Genomic DNA, 21,861 nt, shown 5'->3' with positions numbered 1-21,861 from the left:
ATAATTTAATAATTATACATATGAAAATTGGCTCATACTGCACCTAGGTGGAGGGCTTCTCATTTTGCTTTCATTTGAATTTAAATTTCCCTCCTTTTTTACAAGGTGTTCTCAGGGAAATACCCTTGTAAAAGTTGCCAAATGGGAATAAACTGGCATTTGTGAATTTTCAGAAAAATTCCGCTATTTTATTTTCATTAATTTTTATAAGGGGCCATTACATATGGAAAAAGAAAAAACATTCTTAGGTCAGCCGCGAGGGCTGTCGACTTTATTCTTCACGGAAATGTGGGAACGATTCAGTTATTATGGTATGCGGGCGATTTTGGTGTACTTCATGTACGATGCAGTTGCCAACGGCGGCTTAGGGTTGCCAAAAGGAACGGCTGTGGCGATCATGTCGATTTACGGTTCCTTAGTGTATATGTCAAGTATTGTTGGCGGTTGGATCTCGGACCGTCTGTTAGGATCAAATAAATCCGTCTTTTATGGTGGAATCTTGATCATGTTAGGACACATCGTCTTGGCAACACCTTTAGGGATTCCAGCGTTGTTTGTGTCCATGATGCTGATCGTCATCGGAACCGGACTCTTGAAATCCAACGTGTCGGGTATGGTGGGGCATTTATACAGCAAAGACGATATCCGTCGGGATGCTGGTTTCTCGATTTTCTACATGGGGATCAATATTGGCGGCTTGTTAGCACCGATCATCGTCGGGATCTTAGGACAAGAGGTCAACTACCACTTAGGCTTTTCGATTGCTGCTATCGGGATGTTCATCGGTTTGGTGCAGTATTATGTGCAAGGAAAAACCACGTTGAAAAGTGTAGCGATCGCGCCAACGAATCCCTTATCGGCAGCCGAAAAGAAAACCTTCTTCCGAGCAGTCGTTCTGGTTCTTCTCGCATTGGCAGTGTTGTTTGGCGCAGCAGCTGCAACTGGCCATCTGACGGTTGATTTCTTCATCAACTTTATCAGTGTTCTAGGTATTTTCTTACCGATCTACTACTTTACCAAAATGCTCCGTTCGAAAGATGTCACACCAGATGAAAAGAAAAAAGTGTTGGCCTACATTCCGCTGTTTTTGTCAGCGATCGTCTTTTGGTCATTGGAAGAACAAGGCTCATCGATCTTGGCATTGTTTGCCGCTGACCGTACGCAATCAACGTTATTCGGCATCAATATTCCAGCAAGTTTGTATCAAACCTTAAATCCACTTTTTGTCGTCTTATTGACACCTGTCTTTGTCTGGTTGTGGACCAAACTAGGCTCTCGTCAGCCACGGACAGAAGTGAAGTTTGCCATTGGTTTGGTCTTAGCCGGTTTGTCCTTTCTATTGCTAATGCTGCCAAGCCTCTTGTTTGGAGTAGAAGAACGGGTCAGCCCATTATGGTTGGTATTGAGCTTCTTCATTATGATTGCAGGGGAAATGTGTCTTTCACCGGTGGGCTTGTCGGTGACGACCAAACTAGCGCCGAAAGCCTTCGAAGCACAAACCTTGGCGATTTGGTTGTTAGCAGACGCTTCTTCACAAGCCATCAATGCGCAAATCGCTCGGTTCTATACACCACAAACAGAAGGGATGTACTATGGCATCGTCGGCGGAGTAGCCGTTGTTGTCGGTATCATCTTGTATTTAGCTAGAAAACCGATCCGCAACTTGATCGGCAACATTCATTGATCAAAAAATAAAAACTTGATTTTCCGCCTATGCATGGATTGAACAACCCATGCATATCGTAGGAAAATCAAGTTTTTTTGTTGCGAATCAATGTCTTAGTCAATCAAGGGGCTCAGGGACTGGCGCGTGATCTGCTGCTGTGCAATGACCAGGGCTTCTTGGAAGTGCTGCTGTAAAAAGTAGCGGTCATGGCTGACCGCCAACAGGGTCCCTTGATAATCTTGCAGCATTTCTTCAATTTCTTCTCGGGCATAGCTGTCGAGGTGATTGGTTGGTTCATCCAAAATCAGGACGTTGATTTTTTCTAAAAAGAGTTTCAGTAACGCCAAACGGATTTTTTCACCACCAGACAAATCTTTGATTCGTTTGGCCACATCACTTTGATAAAACCCACTTTTGGCCAATTGCCGGCGAGCCGTTTCTTCGTTTCCTGTCAACGTGTGGACGTAGGCCAACAAGCGGCTCTCGGGGTCGGCAAACTGCAGCTGCTGGGGCAAATAGCCAATTTGTAAGCTGCTGCCGCGCTTGATAGTACCGCCGCTAGGAAGCTCCTGACCGAGAAGTAATTTGAGTAAGGTTGATTTTCCGGTACCATTGTCGCCGATGATGGCTAGATGCTCCCCACGGTAGATTGCAAAAGTGCTGTCTTTGAATAGGAGCTGATCGGCGTATTGCTGGTGCAAATCGTGAACGATGAACACCTCTTTGCCTGATTTTCCGCCATTTGTCAAGCCTTGCAGCCGATTTTTCGGGGGCGCTGGCGGTTTGACCAGCGTTAGTTTCGCTAGGCGGCGTTCCAATTCTTTGGCTTTTTTGAAGAAGGATTCATTGTCTCCTTCATGGGCCCACTGACGAAACCGACGAATCATGACTTTCAGCCGCTGGACTTCTTTCTGCTGCAGTTCGTAATTTTTGGTCAGTTCCGCCAAGCGAGCTTCTTTCAAGACACGAAATCGGCTGTAATTTCCAGGATACTCAACCAAGGCGCCTTCTTCCAGTTCCCAGGTCTTGGTGGTGACTTGATCGAGAAAGTGCCGATCGTGAGAAACGACTAGAACCGCTTTTTTCGTATTCTGTAAATAATTTTCCAACCAGCGGATACTTGAAAGATCCAAGTGATTGGTTGGTTCATCCAGTAACAGCAAGTCAGCATCGGCAACTAGCACTTTGGCTAAAGCGACTTTGACCCGTTCACCGCCGCTAAGCTCTGTTAAGCGTGCGTCCTGCCGATGGGGAATTCCTAAGCCTTGTAAAATCGCGGAAATACGGTCTTCCAATCCATAGCCGCCCAGCTCTTCAAAGCGCTGCTGCAATTCGCCATAACGGATCAGACACTTCTCTAAATCAGTATCGGGTTCTGCCATCAAGGCTTCGTAATGGCTCATTTGCTGCTTGAGTTCTTGAATGTTAGCTGCAGAATGGAGCAGGTAGTGGGTAACGGTTGCTTCAGAAACTGTCAGCTCTTGCTCGACCGTCCCGATCCTCAAGCCTTTTTGGCGGCTGATAACGCCGCTATCAACGCCTTCACTGCCAGTCAAGATTTGTAAAAAGGTTGATTTGCCCGTTCCGTTGATGCCGACTAGGGCAATTTTTTCCCCAGCTTCGATTTGGCAGGATAACTCCTCAAATAACGGATTCCCGCCGATGTTTTTTTTTATAGCAATTGCTTGTATGATCATGATCTCTCTCCTTGAGACCACTCAAAAAGGCCATGGATATCCATGGCCAGTGTTATTTAAACTCAGATTCTCTTGAGAAAAATACCTTGAGATGGCCATTGATTTTACGTAAATTTAACTGTTTTGGACAGACTCGTCCCGTCAACAGCAACTGTAAAACCAATTGCATGGCTAAATGCGATATGGTATCGTTGGTAATTTTCATTACTTGTTATTTTAGTCATGCGCATCATGGTCGTTTTCCCTCCTTTGTGTCTTTGTCTTTTCAGTGTACCTGAAAGTATCAGAAAGTTCAACCAGGACTGGCGGTTTCTTAGCGTTCCTCGATGCGTAATTCTGTCAGAGAGCTTTCTTTCATCTGACCGATGACCAAAGGAACGGTCTCATGAACCACATCGCTGTATTCTAAGCCGAACCAGCGTTCAGGTGAAATAGTATGGCGTTTGATAAAAAGCTTCGTCTGCATGACTTGCTTCTGCCATTTGCTTAATGCAGTTGCATTCGACAGCTCTTCTTCGATCATCACGAATTGGAAATCACCCACATTGCGTCCAGGCGTTAAGGAATAGCGTTGCGGCTGTAGCGGCAAGCGACCATCTTTCATCAATTCTTGAATGATTTGGCGAATGTAGAGATTGACTTCTTGCGGCACCCGAAAGCCGAGATAAAGCTTTAGTTTAACGATAAAATCGGTATCTGCCATCGAAACTTCATATTTTTTCGTATAAGGTTCATCGGTGACTTCCACATTGACGAACCAATACACTTTGGCACGCTTCGGCCGTTTGTCTAAAATGGAATAGATGAACTGCTGACCGATCTGATCGTCTTGCAATTTAGGAACCATGAAGACGACGTTCGTCTGAGATAATGGCAAAGAATCATCTTCCCGCAACTGTTTCAATTGAGGGATGTAGGTAGAAAGTGCAACTTCTTCGGCAGCATTTTCTTGAATACGATTGCCCCATTCCCAAATCAGCATCACACCGATGATCACGCTGGCTAATAAGATGGCAACGTAACCGCCATGGAAAAATTTCGTCGCACTAGAGATAAAGAAAATGCCTTCGATCGCTGCGAAAAAGAGCGTGATGAACGGTGCCAAGAAACGGGTCTTCTTGTTTTGGTGCAAGTAGAAATACAGCAAAATGGTGGTCATCAACATCGTTACCGTAATGGCCAATCCATAAGCGGCTTCCATCCGAGTAGAGGTCTGGAAGAATAAGACCACGCCGGAACAGGCGATCCACAGCAAGGTGTTCAAGGCAGGAATATACATTTGCCCGATAGACGCCCCCGGATAGATGATTTGCATCCGCGGCAATAGTTTCAACTTGATGGCTTCAGAAACCAAGGTAAAGGAGCCAGACAGCAGAGCTTGCGAAGCAATGATGGCAGCGAGTGTGGCGAAGCTGACACCAAAGACTGTCCACCCTTGCGGCAACGCTTGGAAAAATGGATTCAAGTTTTCGATTTCTTGATAAGTCGGGTTTTGATAGACTTGCAGCAGCCACGCCGCTTGACCAAAGTAATTCAGCATCAAGCAGATTTTGATATAGGGCCAGCTGGCATAAATGTTTTTTTTGCCCACATGACCTAAGTCCGAGTAGAGGGCTTCCGCACCAGTAGTCGCCAAAAAGATATTGCCGAGAATAAAGAGACCAGCGCTGTTATCGGGACTAAAGAGCAGATTGATCGCATACCGGGGATCAAGGGCCCGAATCACCGAAAGGTCACCAGCAAAGTTCATCACACCGACGATGCCCAAGAAGGTGAACCAGCCTAGCATGATCGGTCCGAAGGCTTTGCCGACAAACTCAGTCCCAAAGCGCTGTAGGGCAAAGAGGACCAATAAGATTGCTAAGGTGATGCCGACGATGATCGATTGGTCATTGCCGAAGCGATCAAAAAAGGCTGGGATCCCCCGTAATCCTTCGATGGCAGTGGTTACGGTCACGGCTGGCGTCAATACCCCATCTGCTAGCAGGGCTGCGCCCCCGATGATCGCTGGAATAATCAAGTAGCGGCTGTTTTTACGAACTAAGGTATAAAGGGAAAAAATCCCGCCTTCTCCATGGTTATCCGCGTTTAATGCGATCAAGACGTACTTGATCGTCGTTAACAGGGTCAGCGTCCAAAAGACGAGTGAGACGCTGCCTAAGATAAAATCGGGCGTTAAGGTGCGGAGTCCGCCATTATCCTCCACCAGGGCTTTCATTACGTAAAGTGGGCTCGTACCGATATCACCGTAGACCACCCCCATGGCGACTAAAAGTCCGCCGGCGGTCACTTTTTTCATTTTACTTGAACTCATTGACTGTTTTCCCTCCATTTTAAACTGCAAAAAGACCTAAGCGGCCCCTTGCCACTTAGGTCTTGCAAGAAACATCTTAAACCAGCGGATTCCCGCTTGCTGTTGATCTAAGATCATGGAACGATCCATGTGCTACTCCCCTAAAGTGTTCTTATTATCTTTGTTTTTGCAGCTCCTGTCAATTGATTTGATAAAAATGGCAATAAACATTTTTCTTTTACTGCTTTTCAGCGTAAGATAACAATAGGTATGGAATAAGGAGGCAGGAAAATGATTGAGATCAAGAATCTGACGAAACAGTATGGACCCAAAAAAGCATTGTCTGATCTTTCCCTGACGATTCGTCAAGGGGAGATCTTTGGCTTTCTGGGACACAACGGGGCAGGGAAGTCGACAACGATCAAAAGCTTAGTTAGTATTTTGCAACCGACGAGTGGGGAAATCTTTTTTGACGGTCAATCCCTCGTGGAACATCGGGAAGCGATAAAAAAACAAATTGCCTATGTGCCGGACACGCCAGATTTATTTTTACAGCTAACAGCAGGGGAGTATTGGGACTTGATTGCCGCAGCGTATGAGGTGCCAGCAGCGGAAAAGGCCGAGCGTTTGCAAAAATTAGGGCGCTTGTTTGATATGCTGTCTCATGAAGAAGAGACCATCGCCAGCTTTTCCCATGGAATGCGGCAAAAAACGCTGCTGATTGGGGCATTGATCCCCGATCCGGACATTTGGATCTTGGATGAACCATTACAAGGCTTAGATCCTCAAGCGGCGTATGATTTAAAAGAAATGATGAAACAGCACGCTGCCAAGGGTAAGACCGTGATTTTTTCCACCCACGTCTTGGACACCGCCCAGCAGTTGTGCGATCAATTGGCGATTTTGAAAAAAGGTGAGTTGCTGTACAATGGCTCAGTGGCAGATTTGCTGGCACAGCATCCGTCGCTTTCTTTGGAAACGATCTATCTGCAAATGACTGGGAGAAGTCAAGAAGAAGCGATTCTTGCAGAAGCGGAGGAAGCGTAGATGCGAAAACAACAATTTCTGACGCTGACCTCCGTTAATTTGCGGTATGCCAATCCCCAACTGACAGACAAAGCCCGCAAAAAAGGCAAGGCTGGTTCGACCTTGACCAGTTATCTGTTGTTTCAATATGCGCTTTCTGGAGTGGTGTTTCTGCTAGTCTATGGTTTGACGATGATCACATTGGATTTTAGTCAGATGCCGGGCTTTTTTACCTATTATGTCGCTTTGTTCGGAATCTTAGGCTTTTCCCAAGGGATTTCGTCCATTTACAATGTCTTCTTCGAAAGTCAAGATCTGCCAGCGTATTTGCCGCTGCCCTTTCGACAGAGTGAAATTTTTCTGGCAAAGATCGTGGTGGTATTTCTTACCGTTGCGCCGTTTATTTTTCCTTTGTTGGTCTTATTTCTCCTGACAGGGATTCGGGCAAACGTCTTTTTCTTGCTGACGATCTTATGGGCGTTCTTGCTGTTCGGCTTGTTTTTAGTCTTGATCTTCAGCATTTGCAGCTTGATCGTCTTCAGCCTGACCCGCACCAAGTTTTTCTTGAAGCATAAAAAATTGGTCACTAGTTTATTGCTAGGTGTGACGATGCTGGTTGTTGTGATCGGGGTCTTAATGATGAATCAGGTGAATACTTATGAGACAGACGTGGTAGACCGGGGAGCGATCAGCTTTTTATTGCCTTTTTATTATGTGATGGTGGCACCGTTTCAAACGACCGGTTTGCTTAGCTTGCTAGGGATCATCGCCACAGCAGGCGTGCTGCTTTTTGCCCTCTATCGATTGATCTTGCCGAAGTTTTATGAGCAAGTGGCAGCCGCGGCGCCTAACCAAGGGAGTGTTCGTCGGAAGCATAAACCCAATCAAGGTTTGGGCCAGCTGTTGTTTAATTACAATTCGCAGTTGATCCGTGATCCGAATTTGATCATGCAAGTCTTTTCTTCCTCGTTACTGATGCCCATCATTTTTTTAGTGTCCTTTGTGTTTACTGGGGCGGTTCAGTTAAGTGAATTGGATGAGCGATTTATCGGTGTTGTTTTCGTGGCGGGGATCGCCTTGGCGGCACTGATGGTCAACCCGACTTCTTTTATCAGTAATTTGATTTCATTGGATCAGGAGAATTTCTTGTTTGTCCGCTCCTTGCCGTTATCGATGAAGCGCTACTTGCGGGAAAAATTCCGCTTTGGCGTCGTTTTGCAGCTGAGCTTAACGGCAGTCATCGTGCTGGTAGCAGTGCTTTTATTCAAAATGCCGCTGATTTTGGCTATCTCTTTCCTAGTAGGAGCACTTTGGAGCAGTTTTCTTTTGTGCTTGAAATATTTTGCTCGTGATTATCGATTGCTGCTTTTGGATTGGACCAATATCAGTCAATTGTTTACGAGAGGGGCGGGGAGTCTTGGGTTAGCCATTGGAACAGTCGCAACGCTATTTCTTTCCGTCATTGTTATCATCCTTTATGGCTTTGCTGCGACTTCGATTGATTTTTTGTTATTGAATGGTCCGGTTTTCTTTGTGATCCTCTTGACCAGCGTCCTTTGGATAGCCCACTATGACCATAGATTTTGGCGTCGTTTTTCCTAAGGGAAGCGATGCTTTGCTTTTTTTTATTTAAGGATGGATAAATTAACTATTTATTCAGAAAATTCAGAAAAACTATTTACAATCAAAAGGAAACATGGTTAGATAGGAGTACCTATTACTTTGCTTTCATTTTTTGCTGTACAAGTTTGGATAACCGACTTGTCAAAGAGCTGTGACCAAAGGCAAAAAGACCAATGAGACCTAAGTGCTCGTTGACTCTTTTGCTTTTGTCACGGTTTTTTTTGCACAAAAAAACCTGCCGTTCGTCGGCAGGTCGTCTAGCTATCAAGCTTTGGTGTGGTCTTTTTCTGGGATTTTGTTTTCTAGATCTGTCCGCACAACTAACACATCACAGCCAGCATGGCGAATGACATACTCAGACACGGAACCGATAAAGATTCGTTCCACGGCATTTAAACCAGTGGCACCGATCATAATCAAATCGATGTTGTGATCTTCGGGCAATTGTTTGGCAATGATTGGTTTTGGCGAGCCGTATTCAATCACTGTTTTGACTGCAGTTACTTGGTGTTTGCGGGCATAATCCTCATAGTCTTTCAAAGTTTGTTTGGCCATTTCGGTTGCTTGCTCAGCAAGCATGCCGTCAAAAGAAGAAACGGTTTGAAAGGCCCGAGTGTCGATCACATGTGCTAAAACTAATTCAGAATCATTCCGCTGTGCCACATTCACGGCTTTTTTGAAGGCTAATTCTGACTCGCTAGACCCATCGACGGCTACCATGATTCGTTGATATTGTTGTAACATAAGAAACACTCCCATCTGTTATCTTCTACTTTTATTGTAATGCTTTTTTCTGGAAAAAGAAAACCTAATCTTCCTTTTTTTTCATTTTTTGTGCCAGCAAGATGCTGAATGAAGCGGAAGAGAGCAGCAACAACGCCAAATAAAACAAGGCAATCAGCTCTCTATCGACAAAGCCCACAACCAATGCCACTACGCCTAAAAGGAAATGAATGAGGCTATAGGTTTTTAAGAAGACTTTATTCGCCTCAGTAGTAGGGATCAAAGTGAAAAAAATCGCTTGTTTGGCATAAAGCAAATAACTGGTGCCGAATAATACGAGTGCCACGATCGTAAATAATAGAAGAATCATAAACATACGCCATCCTATTCTAAGTTGATAGGTTTAGTATAGCGAACCCTAGAAAGAATAGCAAAAGCCACCCTTACTCTGATGTCAGGCAAGGACGTTTCACTGTTGCTATCGGTTAGAAAACGCAAAAAAGCCATCTGTTAAAAACAGATGGCACATTCTAAAAAGAATGGGTAATATCCGTTGATGCCGTTCTTTTTCCCATAGTATTGATCCCGCAAATTCTAGCAGGTGGGTTCCACGGTCTAAGCTTCGAACTACCAAAGGAAAAGGCATGTTACCAGCATTGACACAAGACGGATCCCAAGATATCAATAAAAATGTTCGGTCAACACACAAAAGGGACAACTCGTACATCACAGAATTCCCATCCTTATAGTAGCATAGGAATGACGAAGGTGCAATAAAGTTGTTTGAAAACGATACCAAAAAGTCACTATTTTTTCTAAGCACCTAGTTTTTTTTCTTTCGTTGCTGCAATTGTTGGTACCGTTGGCCCAACGCTTGCTCATATTTACCGGTGGCTTTCGGTTGATAATAGTGGGTACCTTTTAGCTTATCAGGTAAATATTGCTGATCGACCCATGCATCATCAAAATTATGTGGGTATTGATAGCCAACTCCTCGATTCAAGCTTTCGGCGCCTTTGTAATGACTGTCTCGTAAATGATCCGGGACATCGCCAGCTTTACCGCTACGAATATCTGCGATCGCTGCATCCAATGCCATGTAGGCCGAGTTGGATTTTGGTGACAAACATAGATCGACCACCGTATCGGCCAAAGGGATCCGAGCTTCCGGCAAGCCCAAACGTTCAGCGGCTAACACAGCATTGACGGTTCGAGCAGCGGCTGCTGGGTTAGCTAAACCGATGTCTTCATAACCGATGACCATCAAGCGCCGACAAATGATCGCCAAATCGCCTGCCTCTACTAAACGACCTAAGTAATGCAGCGCACCATCCACATCGCTGCCGCGAATCGATTTTTGAAAAGCAGAGATCACATCATAGTGCGCATCCCCATCTTTATCATGGGTCAATGCTTTGCGCTGTACGCACTCTTCGATGATCGCTAAGGTCAAATGAATAATGCCGTCTGGTCCTTTTGGTGTGGAACGGGCAGCGAGTTCTAAGCCATTGAGGGCGCTTCGTAAATCACCGTTGGTCGCTCGCGAAAGATGCAAGCGGGCATCATCGGTCAATACGATGGTTTCTGATCCAAGTCCGCGAGTTTCATCTGCTAAAGCTTGATCAATGGCGGTCAAAATATCTTCTTCTTGGAGCGGTTTGACTTCAAAAATCTGTGTCCGACTGCGAATCGCTGGATTGATCGTAATGTAGGGATTTTCCGTCGTGGCACCGATCATAATAATCTTGCCGCTTTCTAAATGGGGCAGTAAAAAGTCTTGTTTTGTCTTGTCTAGTCGATGGACTTCATCAAGCAATAAAATGACAGTACCGCTCATTTTGGCTTCCTCTGCCACGATTTGCAGGTCTTTTTTTGTATCTGTGGCGGCGTTCAGCATGCGAAACGCATAGCGTGTCGAGCCGGCGATCGCACTGGCAATGCTGGTTTTTCCGGTTCCCGGCGGTCCGTATAGAATCATCGAAGAAAGCATTTTGGCTGCGACCATTCGGCGAATGATTTTCCCCGGGCCAACCAAATGCTGCTGTCCGACGACTTCATCTAAGTTCCGTGGCCGCATTCGATAAGCAAGTGGCTGCTGCATAAAACGATCCTCTCCTTTTCCTGTAAGTATAACATAAGAACGTACATTCTCATAAACAAGCTGATTTGCGTCCTTACGAAAACAAAAGGGCGCGTATTTTCCACTCAGTCAGCAAAAAACAGGTTCGTTGAAAAGAAATCGTTGAGATCACCGCAACTCTGTAGTCAAAGATAGTAAGTTGACCGAGAATTGTGTAGAATAAAGAGGGTGATGAGAATGGATGAATTAATGGCACTATTTGCGACACAGCCGACAACGACCATCGCACGTGCCTTATTAGGAATGTATTTGGAACATGAGACCCCAGAAGGAACATTAGGTGGGTATATCGTGGATTGTGAAGCGTATCTAGGTCCCGATGATCTGGCGGCTCATAGTGTGGGCATGCGAAACACACCAAGGGTTCGGGCGATGTATCAGGAACCCGGCACGATTTATTTATATACGATGCATACGCATCGAATTGTCAACTTTATTACGCAACCAAAAGGCATCCCACAAGGAATCATGATTCGCGGGCTAGAACCGGTGGATGGGATTGACTTGATGGAACAACAGCGACAAAAAACGGGACCGGATGTAGCCAATGGCCCCGGGAAACTAGTACAGGCACTACAGATTCCAGCTGAGCTTTACGGCGAATCGATTTTTACGAGTCCGCTGCATTTGGTTCCTGAGCGCCGACGTACCCCAAAAGAAATTTTGGCATTGCCTCGAATTGGTATCCCGAACAAAGGGGAGTGGACTCAGATGCCGCTTCGATTTGCGGTAGCTGGTAATCCTTATTTAACAAATATACGAAAAGCCGCTGTTCAGCAAGATCATGGCTGGCTAGAAAGAAGGAATAGTGATGGCGAAAGAAACGATATTGACTTACTTAGATCAGCGATTAACGAAAAAAATCTCCGATTATGATGTGGCGATCGATTGGGATGCCAAAAATCATACCATCGAATTGGTGTTGCGCTTGTTTGCCGAAAATCCTCAACAAGTCCAAATCGACGATGCGCAAGGTGTGGCATCAGAGGAAGCGATCATTGAATTTGAAGATGGGATTTTGTTGTATGATCCACAAAAATCAACGTTTGATGAAGAAGATTATTTAGCGACGATTCCTTATGCAGGAAAAAAAGGGATCCAAAAAGCGTTGTTAGACGGATTGGTTGATTACATTCAAGAAATTTTAGAAGAAGGCCAAAGCGATCTGCTTGATTTCTTGAACGATGACAGTGAAGAAGCGATCTTTGAATTGCGATTCAACGAAGAAGCATTTGTGGAGAAAATGACGAACTATCAAGCCGGGGCTGGGGAAACCATGATCCCGTACCCTAGTTACTAAGGAGAACGAACATGAAATGGAATGAAGTAACCGTAGCGACAGCTAGCGAAGCAGTGGAAGCAGTCGCCAATATTTTAATGGAACACGGAGCAAGTGGGGTAGCGATCGAGGACGTTTTAGATGTCGAAAATTTTAAAAGCGATGCGTATGGCGAAATTTTGGATAAAGAAACCTATACGACCTTAGAAGAAGGTGCGCAAGTCAGTGCCTATTTCCCAGAGACGATTTTTTTGCCAGAAGTGCTGCCGACGATCAAAGCAGCCATCGACCGTCTGCCGGAGTATGGTTTGGCAATCGGCAAAAACACCATCACAACGAGCGAGGTCGTGGAAGAAGCATGGGCAACGGCCTGGAAAAAATATTACCATCCAGTCCGTATCTCCCGCTATCTGACGATCGTGCCGAGCTGGGAAAACTATCAACCGCTGCAAGAAGATGAAAAGATCATCACCCTTGATCCGGGAATGGCCTTTGGGACCGGCACGCATCCTACGACACGCTTGACATTACAAGCCCTAGAAGTCTACTTGCGGGGCGGTGAAACCGTCTTAGATGTCGGGACGGGCTCAGGGGTGTTAAGTATCGCCAGCAAATATTTAGGTGCCAAAGACGTGTTTGCTTATGATCTAGATGAAGTCGCTGTGAGGTCCGCCCAAGAAAATATGGCGATGAACCCCATTGCTCACGATGTGACCGTGCAAGCCAATGACCTTTTGCAAGGGGTGACGGTCCCTGCTGATCTTATCGTTGCCAATATTTTAGCGGATATCATTTTATTGATGATCCCTGATGCATGGCGTTTATTGAAGCAAGAGGGCACCTTGATCGTTTCTGGGATCATTGAGACGAAAAAACAATTAGTGATCGATGCCATGATCGCACAAGGCTTTGAGATCGATCAATTGTTCAATCAAAAAGACTGGTATGCGATCGCCTTTAAAAAACCAGAGGTAGAGTAAGATGCAGCGATATTTTTTACAGGAGCCTTATGAAGCAAAAGCGGTGTTTGCCGTTTCGGGAGAACCCTTCCACCATATGATCCGAGTGATGCGCATGACTCCCGGCACGAAAGTCGGTTTAGTTTTTGAGGATCATTTGGCGATCATCGCCAAGATCAAAGAGGCCGATGAAGAAACGGTTTACTTAGAGGAAGTCGAAAAAGAACAGCAGGACAAGGAATTGCCGCTGCAGGTCACGATCGCTAGCGGCTACCCGAAAGGCGACAAGCTGGACTTGATCGTTCAAAAAGGCACGGAACTTGGGGCGGCAGCATTTATCGGTTTTCCTGCGCAAACTTCGGTCGTGAAATGGGATCAAAAGAAGTTACAGAAAAAGCAGCAGCGGCTGCAAAAAATCGCCCAAGAAGCGGCGGAGCAATCCCAACGGCAGATCGCACCAGCCATCACACTACTGGATAACGCCAAAGCATTTTGGCAAAGCCTCAGTCAGTACGATGCGGTCCTAGTGGCTTATGAAGAATCAGCCAAGCAAGGAGAAGTAGCGATGCTGCTGCAAGTGATCACCGAATTGCCCGTTGGTAGCAAAGTTTTAGCGATCTTTGGCCCAGAAGGCGGTCTGACCCCCTCCGAAATCGAAGGAGCCCAGGAAAACAACGCTAAATTATGCGGGTTAGGCCCTCGGATTTTACGAACAGAAACAGCACCGTTTTATTTTTTAAGTGCTGTCAGTGTGCTAACGGAATTAAAGAGGATGTGAGTTGATGAATAAGAACCAAGAAGCAATCAGTGTCCGTTTGTTGACGGCCGATCTGACCGACTGGGTCTTGAAGGATTTTATCAATCAATATAAAACGGCTTTAAAGGAAGTCGTCGTTTTGCCTAGTGCCATTCGGCGGGCGAAAATCTTGGCACAAGGCTCTTCCTTACAAATCGGCGCAGTGATCGATTACCCCCTTGCCCAAGGAACACTGGCAAAGGTAGCGTTTGAAATCGGTCGGGCGTTTATGGAAGGTGCCGATTTTTTGGAAGTCTGGCTACCGGCTTCTTCCTTCATGGAAAATGATCGTGGCTTTGCGGAATTGACTGAAACGATTCGCTCCTTGACCTTGACAGGAGGGGAGATCCGCTTAGCTGTGCAAACCGAGATCATGAATGAATTGACGAAGATCCAAGTGGCACAACGCTTGAAAGAAGAAGCATGGCCAAAGATCGTGTTAGGACAAAAACAACCACTAGCAGAAGCATTGCACGACGTGAGCTTGTTTTCCTTAGATGGTGGCAGTCAACTGTCGATCCAGATCAATCCTGACACAATAGATGAACAAGCTATGCAATCACTACAGGCTGCTGGCGCTGAGAAAATCGGGCTCTCGTATCATGTTTTTGAAGAATTGCTTAAGGACCAGCCGGCACCCGATGTGCTTTGAACAACAGCGATTGAAAAATAGCTGAAAAATTTGTATAATAATACTACTAAATAAGAACTGCAGGTTAGACAGGAGTCCCATGCTTAGAACGTTTGTCCGCAAGGCTTTGGGTGCGTGACGAAACGTTAACAGCGACTTCTGTCTGCCTTTTTGATAGCACAAAAAAGAAGAGCAGGAGGCGGAATGAATGGCAAAAGAAGTTATATTGACCGGGCCCAATGTCATCAAATTGGTCGCTCATTATATGAGTGAAGAACATGTTGCCTTTGTCCAAAAAGCATTAGATTACGCGACAGAAGCCCATAAAGAACAATTCCGTAAATCCGGCGAGCCGTACATTATTCATCCAATCCAAGTTGCGGGGATCTTGGCAGAATTGCAGATGGACCCTCATACCGTTGCAACAGGTTTTTTGCATGATGTCGTCGAAGATACCGATGTGACGTTAGCCGATCTGAAAGAAGAATTCGGTGCCGATGTAGCGATGCTAGTGGATGGCGTGACCAAGCTGGGTAAGATCAAGTACAAATCTCATGAAGAACAATTAGCAGAAAATCATCGGAAAATGTTGATCGCCATGGCGCAAGATTTACGGGTCATCATGGTCAAACTGGCTGACCGTTTACATAATATGCGTACGTTGAAACATCTGCGGGAAGACAAACAACGCCGCATCGCCCAAGAAACGATGGAAATCTATGCCCCATTAGCTCATCGTTTAGGGATCAGCCGAATCAAATGGGAACTAGAAGATATTTCTTTGCGTTACTTGAATCCACAGCAATATTACCGAATCGTGCATTTGATGCAGACCAAACGAGAAGAACGGGAATCCTACGTTTCCGAAACCGTGGAAGAGATTCGGATCGCTACGGAGGAACTAGATATCTATGCTGAGATCTATGGTCGACCAAAGCATATTTACTCGATCTATCGCAAAATGAAAGACCAAAAGAAACAGTTCAATGAAATTTATGATTTGTTGGCGATCCGAGTGATCGTTGACTCCATCAAAGATTGTTACGCGGTTTTGGGAACGATCCATACAAAATGGAAACCAATGCCTGGGCGGTTCAAGGACTATATCGCTATGCCAAAAGCCAACATGTACCAATCGCTGCATACGACGGTCATTGGTCCCAAAGGCAATCCTGTCGAGATCCAAATTCGGACCCATGAAATGCATGAGATCGCTGAATTTGGGGTTGCTGCGCACTGGGCCTATAAAGAAGGCAAGACCGAAAAAGTCCGAGCCGACAAGATGACCCAACAAGTTGGCTGGTTCCGTGAAATCTTGGAACTGCAAGATGAAAGCTATGATGCTTCTGAATTTATGGAAGGTGTCAAAGGCGATATTTTCAGCGACAAAGTCTATGTATTTACGCCAAAAGGTGATGTGACGGAGTTGCCTCAAGGCTCCAGTCCACTGGATTTTGCCTATAGCATCCATACCGACATCGGCAACAAAACTACTGGTGCCAAGGTCAACGGCAAAATGGTCCAATTAGACTATAAGCTGAAAAATGGCGACATTATTGAGATTCTGACATCACCGAATTCCTTTGGGCCAAGCCGCGACTGGGTCAAACTAGTGGCTACCAGCAAAGCGAAGAACAAAATCAAACGATTTTTTAAAGCCCAAGATCGTGATGAGAATATCATCAAAGGACATGAGGCAGTGGTTCGTACCTTACAAGATATGGGCTTTGTGCCAAAAGAATTCTTGACGAAAAGCAAAATGGCGGAAGCTTGCGAACGATTCAATTATCAAACAGAAGATGACCTGTTTGCCTCTGTCGGCTATGGGGAAGTCAGTCCCACGACCTTAGCCAACCGTTTGACCGAAGAAGAACGGCGCGAGAAACAAATCGAGAAGCAAAAGCAGCAAGTCCAAGAGATGATCAATCAACCGGCGAAAAAAGAACCAGAAAAAATGAAGGTTCGTCACGAAGGCGGCATTGTCATTGAAGGGGTCGATAACTTGTTGATCCGCATCTCCCGCTGCTGCAATCCGGTTCCTGGGGATTCGATCGTCGGCTATATTACTAAAGGGCGGGGAATCTCGATCCACCGCAGCGATTGCCCCAATGTTCAAAACAAAGAGGCAGCGAACCGTTTGATCGATGTTGAGTGGGAAGATGCCACCGACATCAACAAAGAATACGATGCCGATCTTGAGATCTACGGCTATGATCGGTCTGGGTTGCTCAACGATGTCTTGCAGACGGTCAATAGCGTCACGAAACGCTTAGTGAGTGTCGAAGCCAAAACCAATAAAGACAAAATGGCAACGATCCGTATCACGGTGGCGATTCAGAATTTGACTCATTTGAAATCGATCGTTGATAAAATCAAGCAGATTCCAGATGTTTACAGCGTCAGACGTACGAAGGGGTGAGAAAGAATGCGGGCAGTGATCCAGCGAGTCAGTCAAGCAAGCGTGTCGATTGAGGACAATATCGTCGGTGCGATCCAACAAGGGTTCATGGTTTTGTTGGGGATCACCCATGAGGATACAGGCGACGATGTGGCTTATCTCGTAAGAAAAATCAAAAATCTGCGGGTTTTTGAAGACGAAGAGGGCAAAATGAATCGGTCACTGGAAAGCATAAACGGCGCGGTCTTGAGTATTTCACAGTTCACCCTTTATGGGGAGACCAAGAAAGGCAATCGCCCTAGTTTCATTCAAGCGGCACCGCCAAGTATTGCGACCCCGCTTTACGAAGCCTTTAATGAAGGTTTACAAGCCGAAGGCATCACTGTTGCTACTGGAAAATTTGGCGCAGATATGCAAGTCGCCTTGGTCAATGATGGCCCGGTGACGATCGTGATCGATACGAAAGAAAAATAGGGAATACAAAACGAAGGATTTTCTCGCTGGAAAAGAGTCGGAGAATTCCTTCGTTTTTTTTATACTCTCGAAAGCGCTAAGCATTTTTGATGGAATCCAAGTGAAATCTAAGTTGAAATCGGGAAATCTTACAAAACTGTTAGCAAAAATTCCATTCTTTTATTTGTTATTTAACATCTTTTTCTTGTTCTTTTATAAGGGTTATTAAATGGAAATATCTTTTTCACCCGTTTTTTAATATTTTAAATTCGAAAAACGATCCTTTATTGCGATTGTTCTTGAGGGAGAAGTATGGAATAATTGTTAAAAAATAATGTCACTGGAGGAAATAACAATGAACTTTTGGCAGCGTGCAATAAAGAGTATCACCAGAAGAAAAGGGAAATCATTTATTTTATTTTTAGTTCTATTTATTTTAGGCAATGTGATCGCTGGTGCTGTAGCAATTCAACAATCCACTGCCAACGTGGAGCGAGAGACGAAACGCAAAATGGGGAACGTTGCTACGGTGGAAATGGATTGGGAAGGTTTTGAAAAAGACCATGCGGATGCTTCGGAGGAAGAGCAGTCACAAGAAGATTTTTATCCGAAACCACCAGCGCTGGATCTTTATGAGCAAATCGGTCAATTAAGCTATGTGAAATATTTTGATTACCAAAATCAAGCGTGGTTAGAAACAACAAAATTGAAAGCCTATACGCCGGAGGATGGATCGGTCGGCATGGGTGGCAACTACTTCTCTTTGAAGGGCGGAAATTTGGTTGAGCCATTAGACATGCAAGAAGGCTTGATTCGCTTGGAGGAAGGCGAGGGATTGACAGAAAAAGATGTCAGTGAATTGACGAACGCGGTATTGATCAGTAAAGAGATCGCAGAATTGAATAACCTGAGTGTCGGTGATCAATTGGTATGGGATACACGGGCAGAAGTCATGATGGAAGGTGGTTCAAGCGAGGGAGTAAGTGATGATAGTGAGGATGCGACGGACGAAACGGCTGAGAGTGGCAATCGTGTCGCGACCTTTGATTATCCCGTGACCATTGCAGGGATCTTTTCTGTAATTAAAAAGGATCAAAGCAATCAAAGTAGTTCATCAGATCAAAGTGATTCACAAAATAGTGATCAGGTATGGCAAGTGATGGAACAAATCAATACCTTTTATGCTAGCAATAATTTAGTGCAAGATTTTAACAAATTGCAGTCTGAAAAACTTTGGGGTCAAGAAGTGATCGAAGAAGAGTCAGACGCCTATTATCAACCGATCTTTGTCCTAAATTCAACGGATGACGTCGAAGCCTTTAAACAAGAAGCCGGTGCGTTATTGCCCCAATATTATCGTATCATTGCTAATACGGATCAATACGAGCAGATCGCCGGTGGCTTTACTCGGTTAGGGGTGATCGCAAATTACATCGTGATCATTGCGTCGATCGCAACCATCTTTATTATTTCCTTAGTGGTCTTGCTTTTCTTACGAGATCGGAAACAAGAATTGGGCATCTATCTCTCCTTAGGGGAAAGCCGTGGGAAAGTCATTGGACAGATCGTGATTGAAGTCTTGCTGGTTAGTTTAGCCGCACTGCTATTGTCCTTAGTGACCGGGAACTTATTAGGTGGTGCCGTTTCAAATACCTTGATGCAAAACGATTGGATGAGCAATCAAAATGATATGGGCGGTGTTTATTCTGGCGGTTTGATGGCAGCTGATATTGATTACATGGATATCAAGAATGCCTATCAAGTGTCCTTCTCAGCAGGCTACATCATTACGTATCTGCTGTTAGGTTTAGGAACCGTCTTGTTCTCAGCTATTTTACCGCTGTTGTATATTTTACGCTTGAATCCAAAGAAAATCATGATGTAGGAGGAACCAACGATGACTTTATTAGAAACCAAAGCAGTCGATTACTATTACCAAGACGGCGATCAGCGCCGCTATATACTGAAAGAGACCTCTGTTTCTTTTGAAAAAGGGACTTTCTATGCCATCTTAGGGCAATCTGGTTCGGGAAAAACGACGTTTTTATCCTTGATCAGTGCGTTGGATAGTCCGAAAAGCGGTCAAGTACTTTATGAAGGCACCGATATCGAAAAAATTGGGCATGAAAATTATCGCCGCGACGACATCAGTATCATTTTCCAAAGCTATAATCTGATTCCCTATTTAAGTGCAGTTGAAAATGTCTTAGTGCCGATGGCGATCACGAAAAATCAGCTGCCAGACAATCAGCGAGAAGTGGCATACAATTTACTGGATTATATAGGCATCACCAAAGAAAAAGCCGATCGGCTCGTCAATCAATTATCTGGTGGAGAACAACAGCGGGTAGCGATCGCCCGGGCGTTAGCCACCAATGTCGATATCATTTTAGCGGACGAACCAACCGGGAATTTGGATGAAGAAATGGAACAAGAGATCATCGATATCTTTAAGGAGCTGGCACACGTCCACAACAAATGTGTGATCGTCGTGACCCACGCTAACGAGATCGCTCAACAAGCGGATGAAGTCTTGTATTTACGTAAAGGTGTGTTGAGTAAACATGAGTGATTTTTTATCAAATTTTAGCCCGGACAACTATGATGGCAAAAAGAAATCCGCTGGCAATAGCGAGAAAAAAACTAGCGAACCTGTCGGAGATCAAAATGCAAGAGGCGCGGAGCAAGCGAGCAAACCAGCGGAGCCAACGACGGTTCACCAATCAGAAGAGCCGACAGCTAGTGAGCCGATGAGTCGCTCGGCAGCCCGTCAACAAACACAGACGACTGAAGCAAAAGCGGCGAGTTCTGGGACTGAGAAGGTAGCATCAAAGGAACCAGTCAGCCGTTTTGGTAAAGAAGAAACGGAATTTGATCCGACCTACAAAAAGCGTCAGCAGAAAAAAATCTTGCTGATTGCTTTACTGACCGCCTTGGCGGTTGCCGTGATCGGGATCGTCTATTATCAGATGACCCATGTGAAGGTGCCGGATTTCACTGCCCAAGATCTGTCAGAAGCGCGGACGTGGGGCATGGAAGAAGGCGTCGCTATCAAAGTGGAGCAAGAATATGACTTTGACAAAGACGTCAACCAAGTAATCGACCAAAGTGTCGACCCTGAGAAAAAAATCAAGAAGGGTGCCACACTGACACTGACGGCGAGTCTCGGGCCTGATCCTGAAGAACGCTTAGAGCTACCGGATTTTTCAGCGATGCAAGTGACCGAAGCAAAAGATTGGATCGCTAGCAATAAAGCCGAAAACCTCTCTTTGATCGAACAATTTGACGACAATGTAGCAGCAGAAGCTTTTATCAAACAAGAGGCGGCCAACAAAGAGCTTGATTTAGCCGAATACAAACGCAAAGACCGTTTGAGTGTCTACTATTCAAAGGGCAAAGAAGTCTTTGAAAAAAATATTGAAGTACCTGATTTTACAGGCAAAGCCAAAAGTGAAGCTTCTGAATGGGCGAAAAAGAATGACTTGAAATACAAAGAAGAAACCGTCTTTTCTGACAGTGTCGCCCTGGATCTGGTCGTTTCACAAGAACCAGTCAAAGGCAGCAAACTTGCGAAAAAAGAAGAATTTGTGGTGAAGGTCTCAAAAGGCCAAGCTTTGACCGTTCCAGATTTTTCACAATACACGATCGAAGAAGCCCAAGGACTAGAATCAAAAATCCCGCTGCAAGTCAGCACGGTCTATTCCGATCAAGTGGCGTATGGTAGTTTCTTGAGTCAGTCGGAGGAAGCGGGCAAAGAGTACAGCGAAAGCGATACTTTGCCAACTGTCAAAGTCGTCTACTCATTAGGCAGACCGTATTTGAAAGACATCCGTTTCCAAGCAACGGAAGGCGACTTGCCAAAACTATTCTTTGATGAATACAAATCAAAAGGCGCCAATGTCTATTACGAAATCTACTATGTCGATTCGGCGGAACCAAAAGGAACCGTCGTTGAAATGAGCCGCTACGGCGAGTTCATTCCCCTAGAAACGTGGATCACCATCGGTATCAGCCGCGGCAATCTGCAAGGCAGTACCCAAACACCGCCGGCAGAGGATGGCGGGGAGGCGGATGAACCGGTCAGTACCGCTGGTTCATCTGCTGCCGAATAATCTCGCAACCGACACTTTTTCACACAGCATCAAAAGGTAAGCACCCTTCTTTGGAAGGGTGTTTT

18 protein-coding genes and 1 other RNA gene are annotated in these 21,861 nt (G+C 45.2%); 13 read left to right on the top strand and 6 right to left on the bottom strand.

Features of this window, described 5'->3' with window-relative positions; translation table 11 throughout:
* Positions 1-223: 223 nt before the first annotated feature.
* Positions 224-1,684, top strand: coding sequence for a peptide MFS transporter (locus A5877_RS07180; protein WP_005227746.1), 1,461 nt, complete (start codon positions 224-226; stop codon positions 1,682-1,684).
* 95 nt (positions 1,685-1,779) lie between these two features.
* Here the strand turns inward: A5877_RS07180 and abc-f are convergent, their stop codons facing one another.
* Both abc-f and A5877_RS07170 read right to left on the bottom strand, forming a co-directional pair.
* Positions 1,780-3,363, bottom strand: a complete 1,584-nt coding sequence (gene abc-f, locus A5877_RS07175; RefSeq protein WP_086316626.1) for a ribosomal protection-like ABC-F family protein — start codon at positions 3,361-3,363, stop codon at positions 1,780-1,782.
* Between the two features lie 313 nt (positions 3,364-3,676).
* Positions 3,677-5,677 (bottom strand): KUP/HAK/KT family potassium transporter, encoded by a 2,001-nt coding sequence (locus A5877_RS07170; RefSeq protein WP_008382045.1) that lies wholly within the window; start codon positions 5,675-5,677, stop codon positions 3,677-3,679.
* Between the two features lie 270 nt (positions 5,678-5,947).
* Between A5877_RS07170 and A5877_RS07165 the strand changes: the two genes are divergently transcribed.
* Positions 5,948-6,703 (top strand): ABC transporter ATP-binding protein, encoded by a 756-nt coding sequence (locus tag A5877_RS07165; protein ID WP_008382046.1) that lies wholly within the window; start codon positions 5,948-5,950, stop codon positions 6,701-6,703.
* A complete protein-coding gene (locus tag A5877_RS07160; RefSeq protein WP_008382047.1) occupies positions 6,704-8,284 on the top strand; it encodes a hypothetical protein in 1,581 nt (526 codons plus the stop codon).
* 285 nt (positions 8,285-8,569) lie between these two features.
* Here the strand turns inward: A5877_RS07160 and A5877_RS07155 are convergent, their stop codons facing one another.
* The 4 genes from A5877_RS07155 to A5877_RS07140 all read right to left on the bottom strand — a co-directional run bounded on the left by A5877_RS07155 (position 8,570) and on the right by A5877_RS07140 (position 11,129).
* Entirely contained in the window at positions 8,570-9,049 is a 480-nt protein-coding gene (locus A5877_RS07155) for a universal stress protein (protein WP_008382048.1), read from the bottom strand.
* A gap of 64 nt (positions 9,050-9,113) precedes the next feature.
* Entirely contained in the window at positions 9,114-9,404 is a 291-nt protein-coding gene (locus tag A5877_RS07150; RefSeq protein WP_005233435.1) for a hypothetical protein, read from the bottom strand.
* A 167-nt stretch (positions 9,405-9,571) separates the two neighbouring features.
* Positions 9,572-9,766, bottom strand: a non-coding RNA gene (ssrS, locus tag A5877_RS07145) — 6S RNA.
* 85 nt (positions 9,767-9,851) lie between these two features.
* Entirely contained in the window at positions 9,852-11,129 is a 1,278-nt protein-coding gene (locus tag A5877_RS07140; protein ID WP_086316625.1) for a replication-associated recombination protein A, read from the bottom strand.
* Between the two features lie 216 nt (positions 11,130-11,345).
* On the opposite strand from A5877_RS07140, the gene A5877_RS07135 reads away from it, so the two are divergent.
* The 10 genes from A5877_RS07135 to A5877_RS07090 all read left to right on the top strand — a co-directional run bounded on the left by A5877_RS07135 (position 11,346) and on the right by A5877_RS07090 (position 21,796).
* The gene (locus tag A5877_RS07135) at positions 11,346-12,044 is read left to right on the top strand and encodes a DNA-3-methyladenine glycosylase (protein ID WP_005233451.1); all 699 of its coding nucleotides are present in this window, start codon (positions 11,346-11,348) and stop codon (positions 12,042-12,044) included.
* On the top strand, positions 11,980-12,468 hold the full coding sequence (locus A5877_RS07130) for a DUF3013 family protein (protein WP_034872159.1): 489 nt from the start codon (positions 11,980-11,982) through the stop codon (positions 12,466-12,468). The genes A5877_RS07135 and A5877_RS07130 overlap by 65 nt, the downstream gene beginning before the upstream one ends.
* Positions 12,469-12,479: 11 nt before the next feature.
* Positions 12,480-13,427 carry a 50S ribosomal protein L11 methyltransferase gene (prmA, locus tag A5877_RS07125; RefSeq protein WP_005233456.1) on the top strand — a complete coding sequence of 316 codons (948 nt, stop codon included), beginning with the start codon at positions 12,480-12,482 and terminating at the stop codon, positions 13,425-13,427.
* A 1-nt stretch (position 13,428) separates the two neighbouring features.
* On the top strand, positions 13,429-14,184 hold the full coding sequence (locus A5877_RS07120) for a 16S rRNA (uracil(1498)-N(3))-methyltransferase (RefSeq protein ID WP_008382053.1): 756 nt from the start codon (positions 13,429-13,431) through the stop codon (positions 14,182-14,184).
* 4 nt (positions 14,185-14,188) lie between these two features.
* Positions 14,189-14,854 (top strand): hypothetical protein, encoded by a 666-nt coding sequence (locus A5877_RS07115; RefSeq protein ID WP_008382055.1) that lies wholly within the window; start codon positions 14,189-14,191, stop codon positions 14,852-14,854.
* 187 nt (positions 14,855-15,041) lie between these two features.
* Positions 15,042-17,252 (top strand): bifunctional (p)ppGpp synthetase/guanosine-3',5'-bis(diphosphate) 3'-pyrophosphohydrolase, encoded by a 2,211-nt coding sequence (locus A5877_RS07110; RefSeq protein WP_005233463.1) that lies wholly within the window; start codon positions 15,042-15,044, stop codon positions 17,250-17,252.
* A gap of 6 nt (positions 17,253-17,258) precedes the next feature.
* Positions 17,259-17,705, top strand: coding sequence for a D-aminoacyl-tRNA deacylase (gene dtd, locus A5877_RS07105; RefSeq protein ID WP_008382058.1), 447 nt, complete (start codon positions 17,259-17,261; stop codon positions 17,703-17,705).
* 313 nt (positions 17,706-18,018) lie between these two features.
* On the top strand, positions 18,019-19,569 hold the full coding sequence (locus A5877_RS07100; RefSeq protein WP_016621953.1) for an ABC transporter permease: 1,551 nt from the start codon (positions 18,019-18,021) through the stop codon (positions 19,567-19,569).
* 12 nt (positions 19,570-19,581) lie between these two features.
* Positions 19,582-20,256: an ABC transporter ATP-binding protein gene (locus tag A5877_RS07095; protein ID WP_005227776.1), complete on the top strand. Its 675-nt coding sequence runs from the start codon at positions 19,582-19,584 to the stop codon at positions 20,254-20,256.
* Complete coding sequence (locus tag A5877_RS07090; RefSeq protein WP_086316624.1) at positions 20,249-21,796, top strand: PASTA domain-containing protein; 1,548 nt, start codon at positions 20,249-20,251, stop codon at positions 21,794-21,796. Before A5877_RS07095 ends, A5877_RS07090 begins: the two co-directional genes overlap by 8 nt.
* Positions 21,797-21,861: the final 65 nt, after the last annotated feature.

It is taken from the genome of Enterococcus sp. 3C7_DIV0644, from assembly GCF_002141235.1.
In the GTDB taxonomy this organism is placed as follows: Bacteria; Bacillota; Bacilli; order Lactobacillales; family Enterococcaceae; genus Enterococcus_D; species Enterococcus_D entomosocium.
Note: the sequence above shows the minus strand (reverse complement) of the source record. Positions and strands in the feature narration are given on the sequence as shown.

Coding starts and splice junctions, on each gene's coding strand:
- A5877_RS07180 (WP_005227746.1), top strand. CDS start 224: ATGGAAAAAGAAAAAACATTCTTAGGTCAGCCGCGAGGGCTGTCGACT.
- abc-f (WP_086316626.1), bottom strand. CDS start 3,363: ATGATCATACAAGCAATTGCTATAAAAAAAAACATCGGCGGGAATCCG.
- A5877_RS07170 (WP_008382045.1), bottom strand. CDS start 5,677: ATGAGTTCAAGTAAAATGAAAAAAGTGACCGCCGGCGGACTTTTAGTC.
- A5877_RS07165 (WP_008382046.1), top strand. CDS start 5,948: ATGATTGAGATCAAGAATCTGACGAAACAGTATGGACCCAAAAAAGCA.
- A5877_RS07160 (WP_008382047.1), top strand. CDS start 6,704: ATGCGAAAACAACAATTTCTGACGCTGACCTCCGTTAATTTGCGGTAT.
- A5877_RS07155 (WP_008382048.1), bottom strand. CDS start 9,049: ATGTTACAACAATATCAACGAATCATGGTAGCCGTCGATGGGTCTAGC.
- A5877_RS07150 (WP_005233435.1), bottom strand. CDS start 9,404: ATGTTTATGATTCTTCTATTATTTACGATCGTGGCACTCGTATTATTC.
- A5877_RS07140 (WP_086316625.1), bottom strand. CDS start 11,129: ATGCAGCAGCCACTTGCTTATCGAATGCGGCCACGGAACTTAGATGAA.
- A5877_RS07135 (WP_005233451.1), top strand. CDS start 11,346: ATGGATGAATTAATGGCACTATTTGCGACACAGCCGACAACGACCATC.
- A5877_RS07130 (WP_034872159.1), top strand. CDS start 11,980: ATGGCGAAAGAAACGATATTGACTTACTTAGATCAGCGATTAACGAAA.
- prmA (WP_005233456.1), top strand. CDS start 12,480: ATGAAATGGAATGAAGTAACCGTAGCGACAGCTAGCGAAGCAGTGGAA.
- A5877_RS07120 (WP_008382053.1), top strand. CDS start 13,429: ATGCAGCGATATTTTTTACAGGAGCCTTATGAAGCAAAAGCGGTGTTT.
- A5877_RS07115 (WP_008382055.1), top strand. CDS start 14,189: ATGAATAAGAACCAAGAAGCAATCAGTGTCCGTTTGTTGACGGCCGAT.
- A5877_RS07110 (WP_005233463.1), top strand. CDS start 15,042: ATGGCAAAAGAAGTTATATTGACCGGGCCCAATGTCATCAAATTGGTC.
- dtd (WP_008382058.1), top strand. CDS start 17,259: ATGCGGGCAGTGATCCAGCGAGTCAGTCAAGCAAGCGTGTCGATTGAG.
- A5877_RS07100 (WP_016621953.1), top strand. CDS start 18,019: ATGTCACTGGAGGAAATAACAATGAACTTTTGGCAGCGTGCAATAAAG.
- A5877_RS07095 (WP_005227776.1), top strand. CDS start 19,582: ATGACTTTATTAGAAACCAAAGCAGTCGATTACTATTACCAAGACGGC.
- A5877_RS07090 (WP_086316624.1), top strand. CDS start 20,249: ATGAGTGATTTTTTATCAAATTTTAGCCCGGACAACTATGATGGCAAA.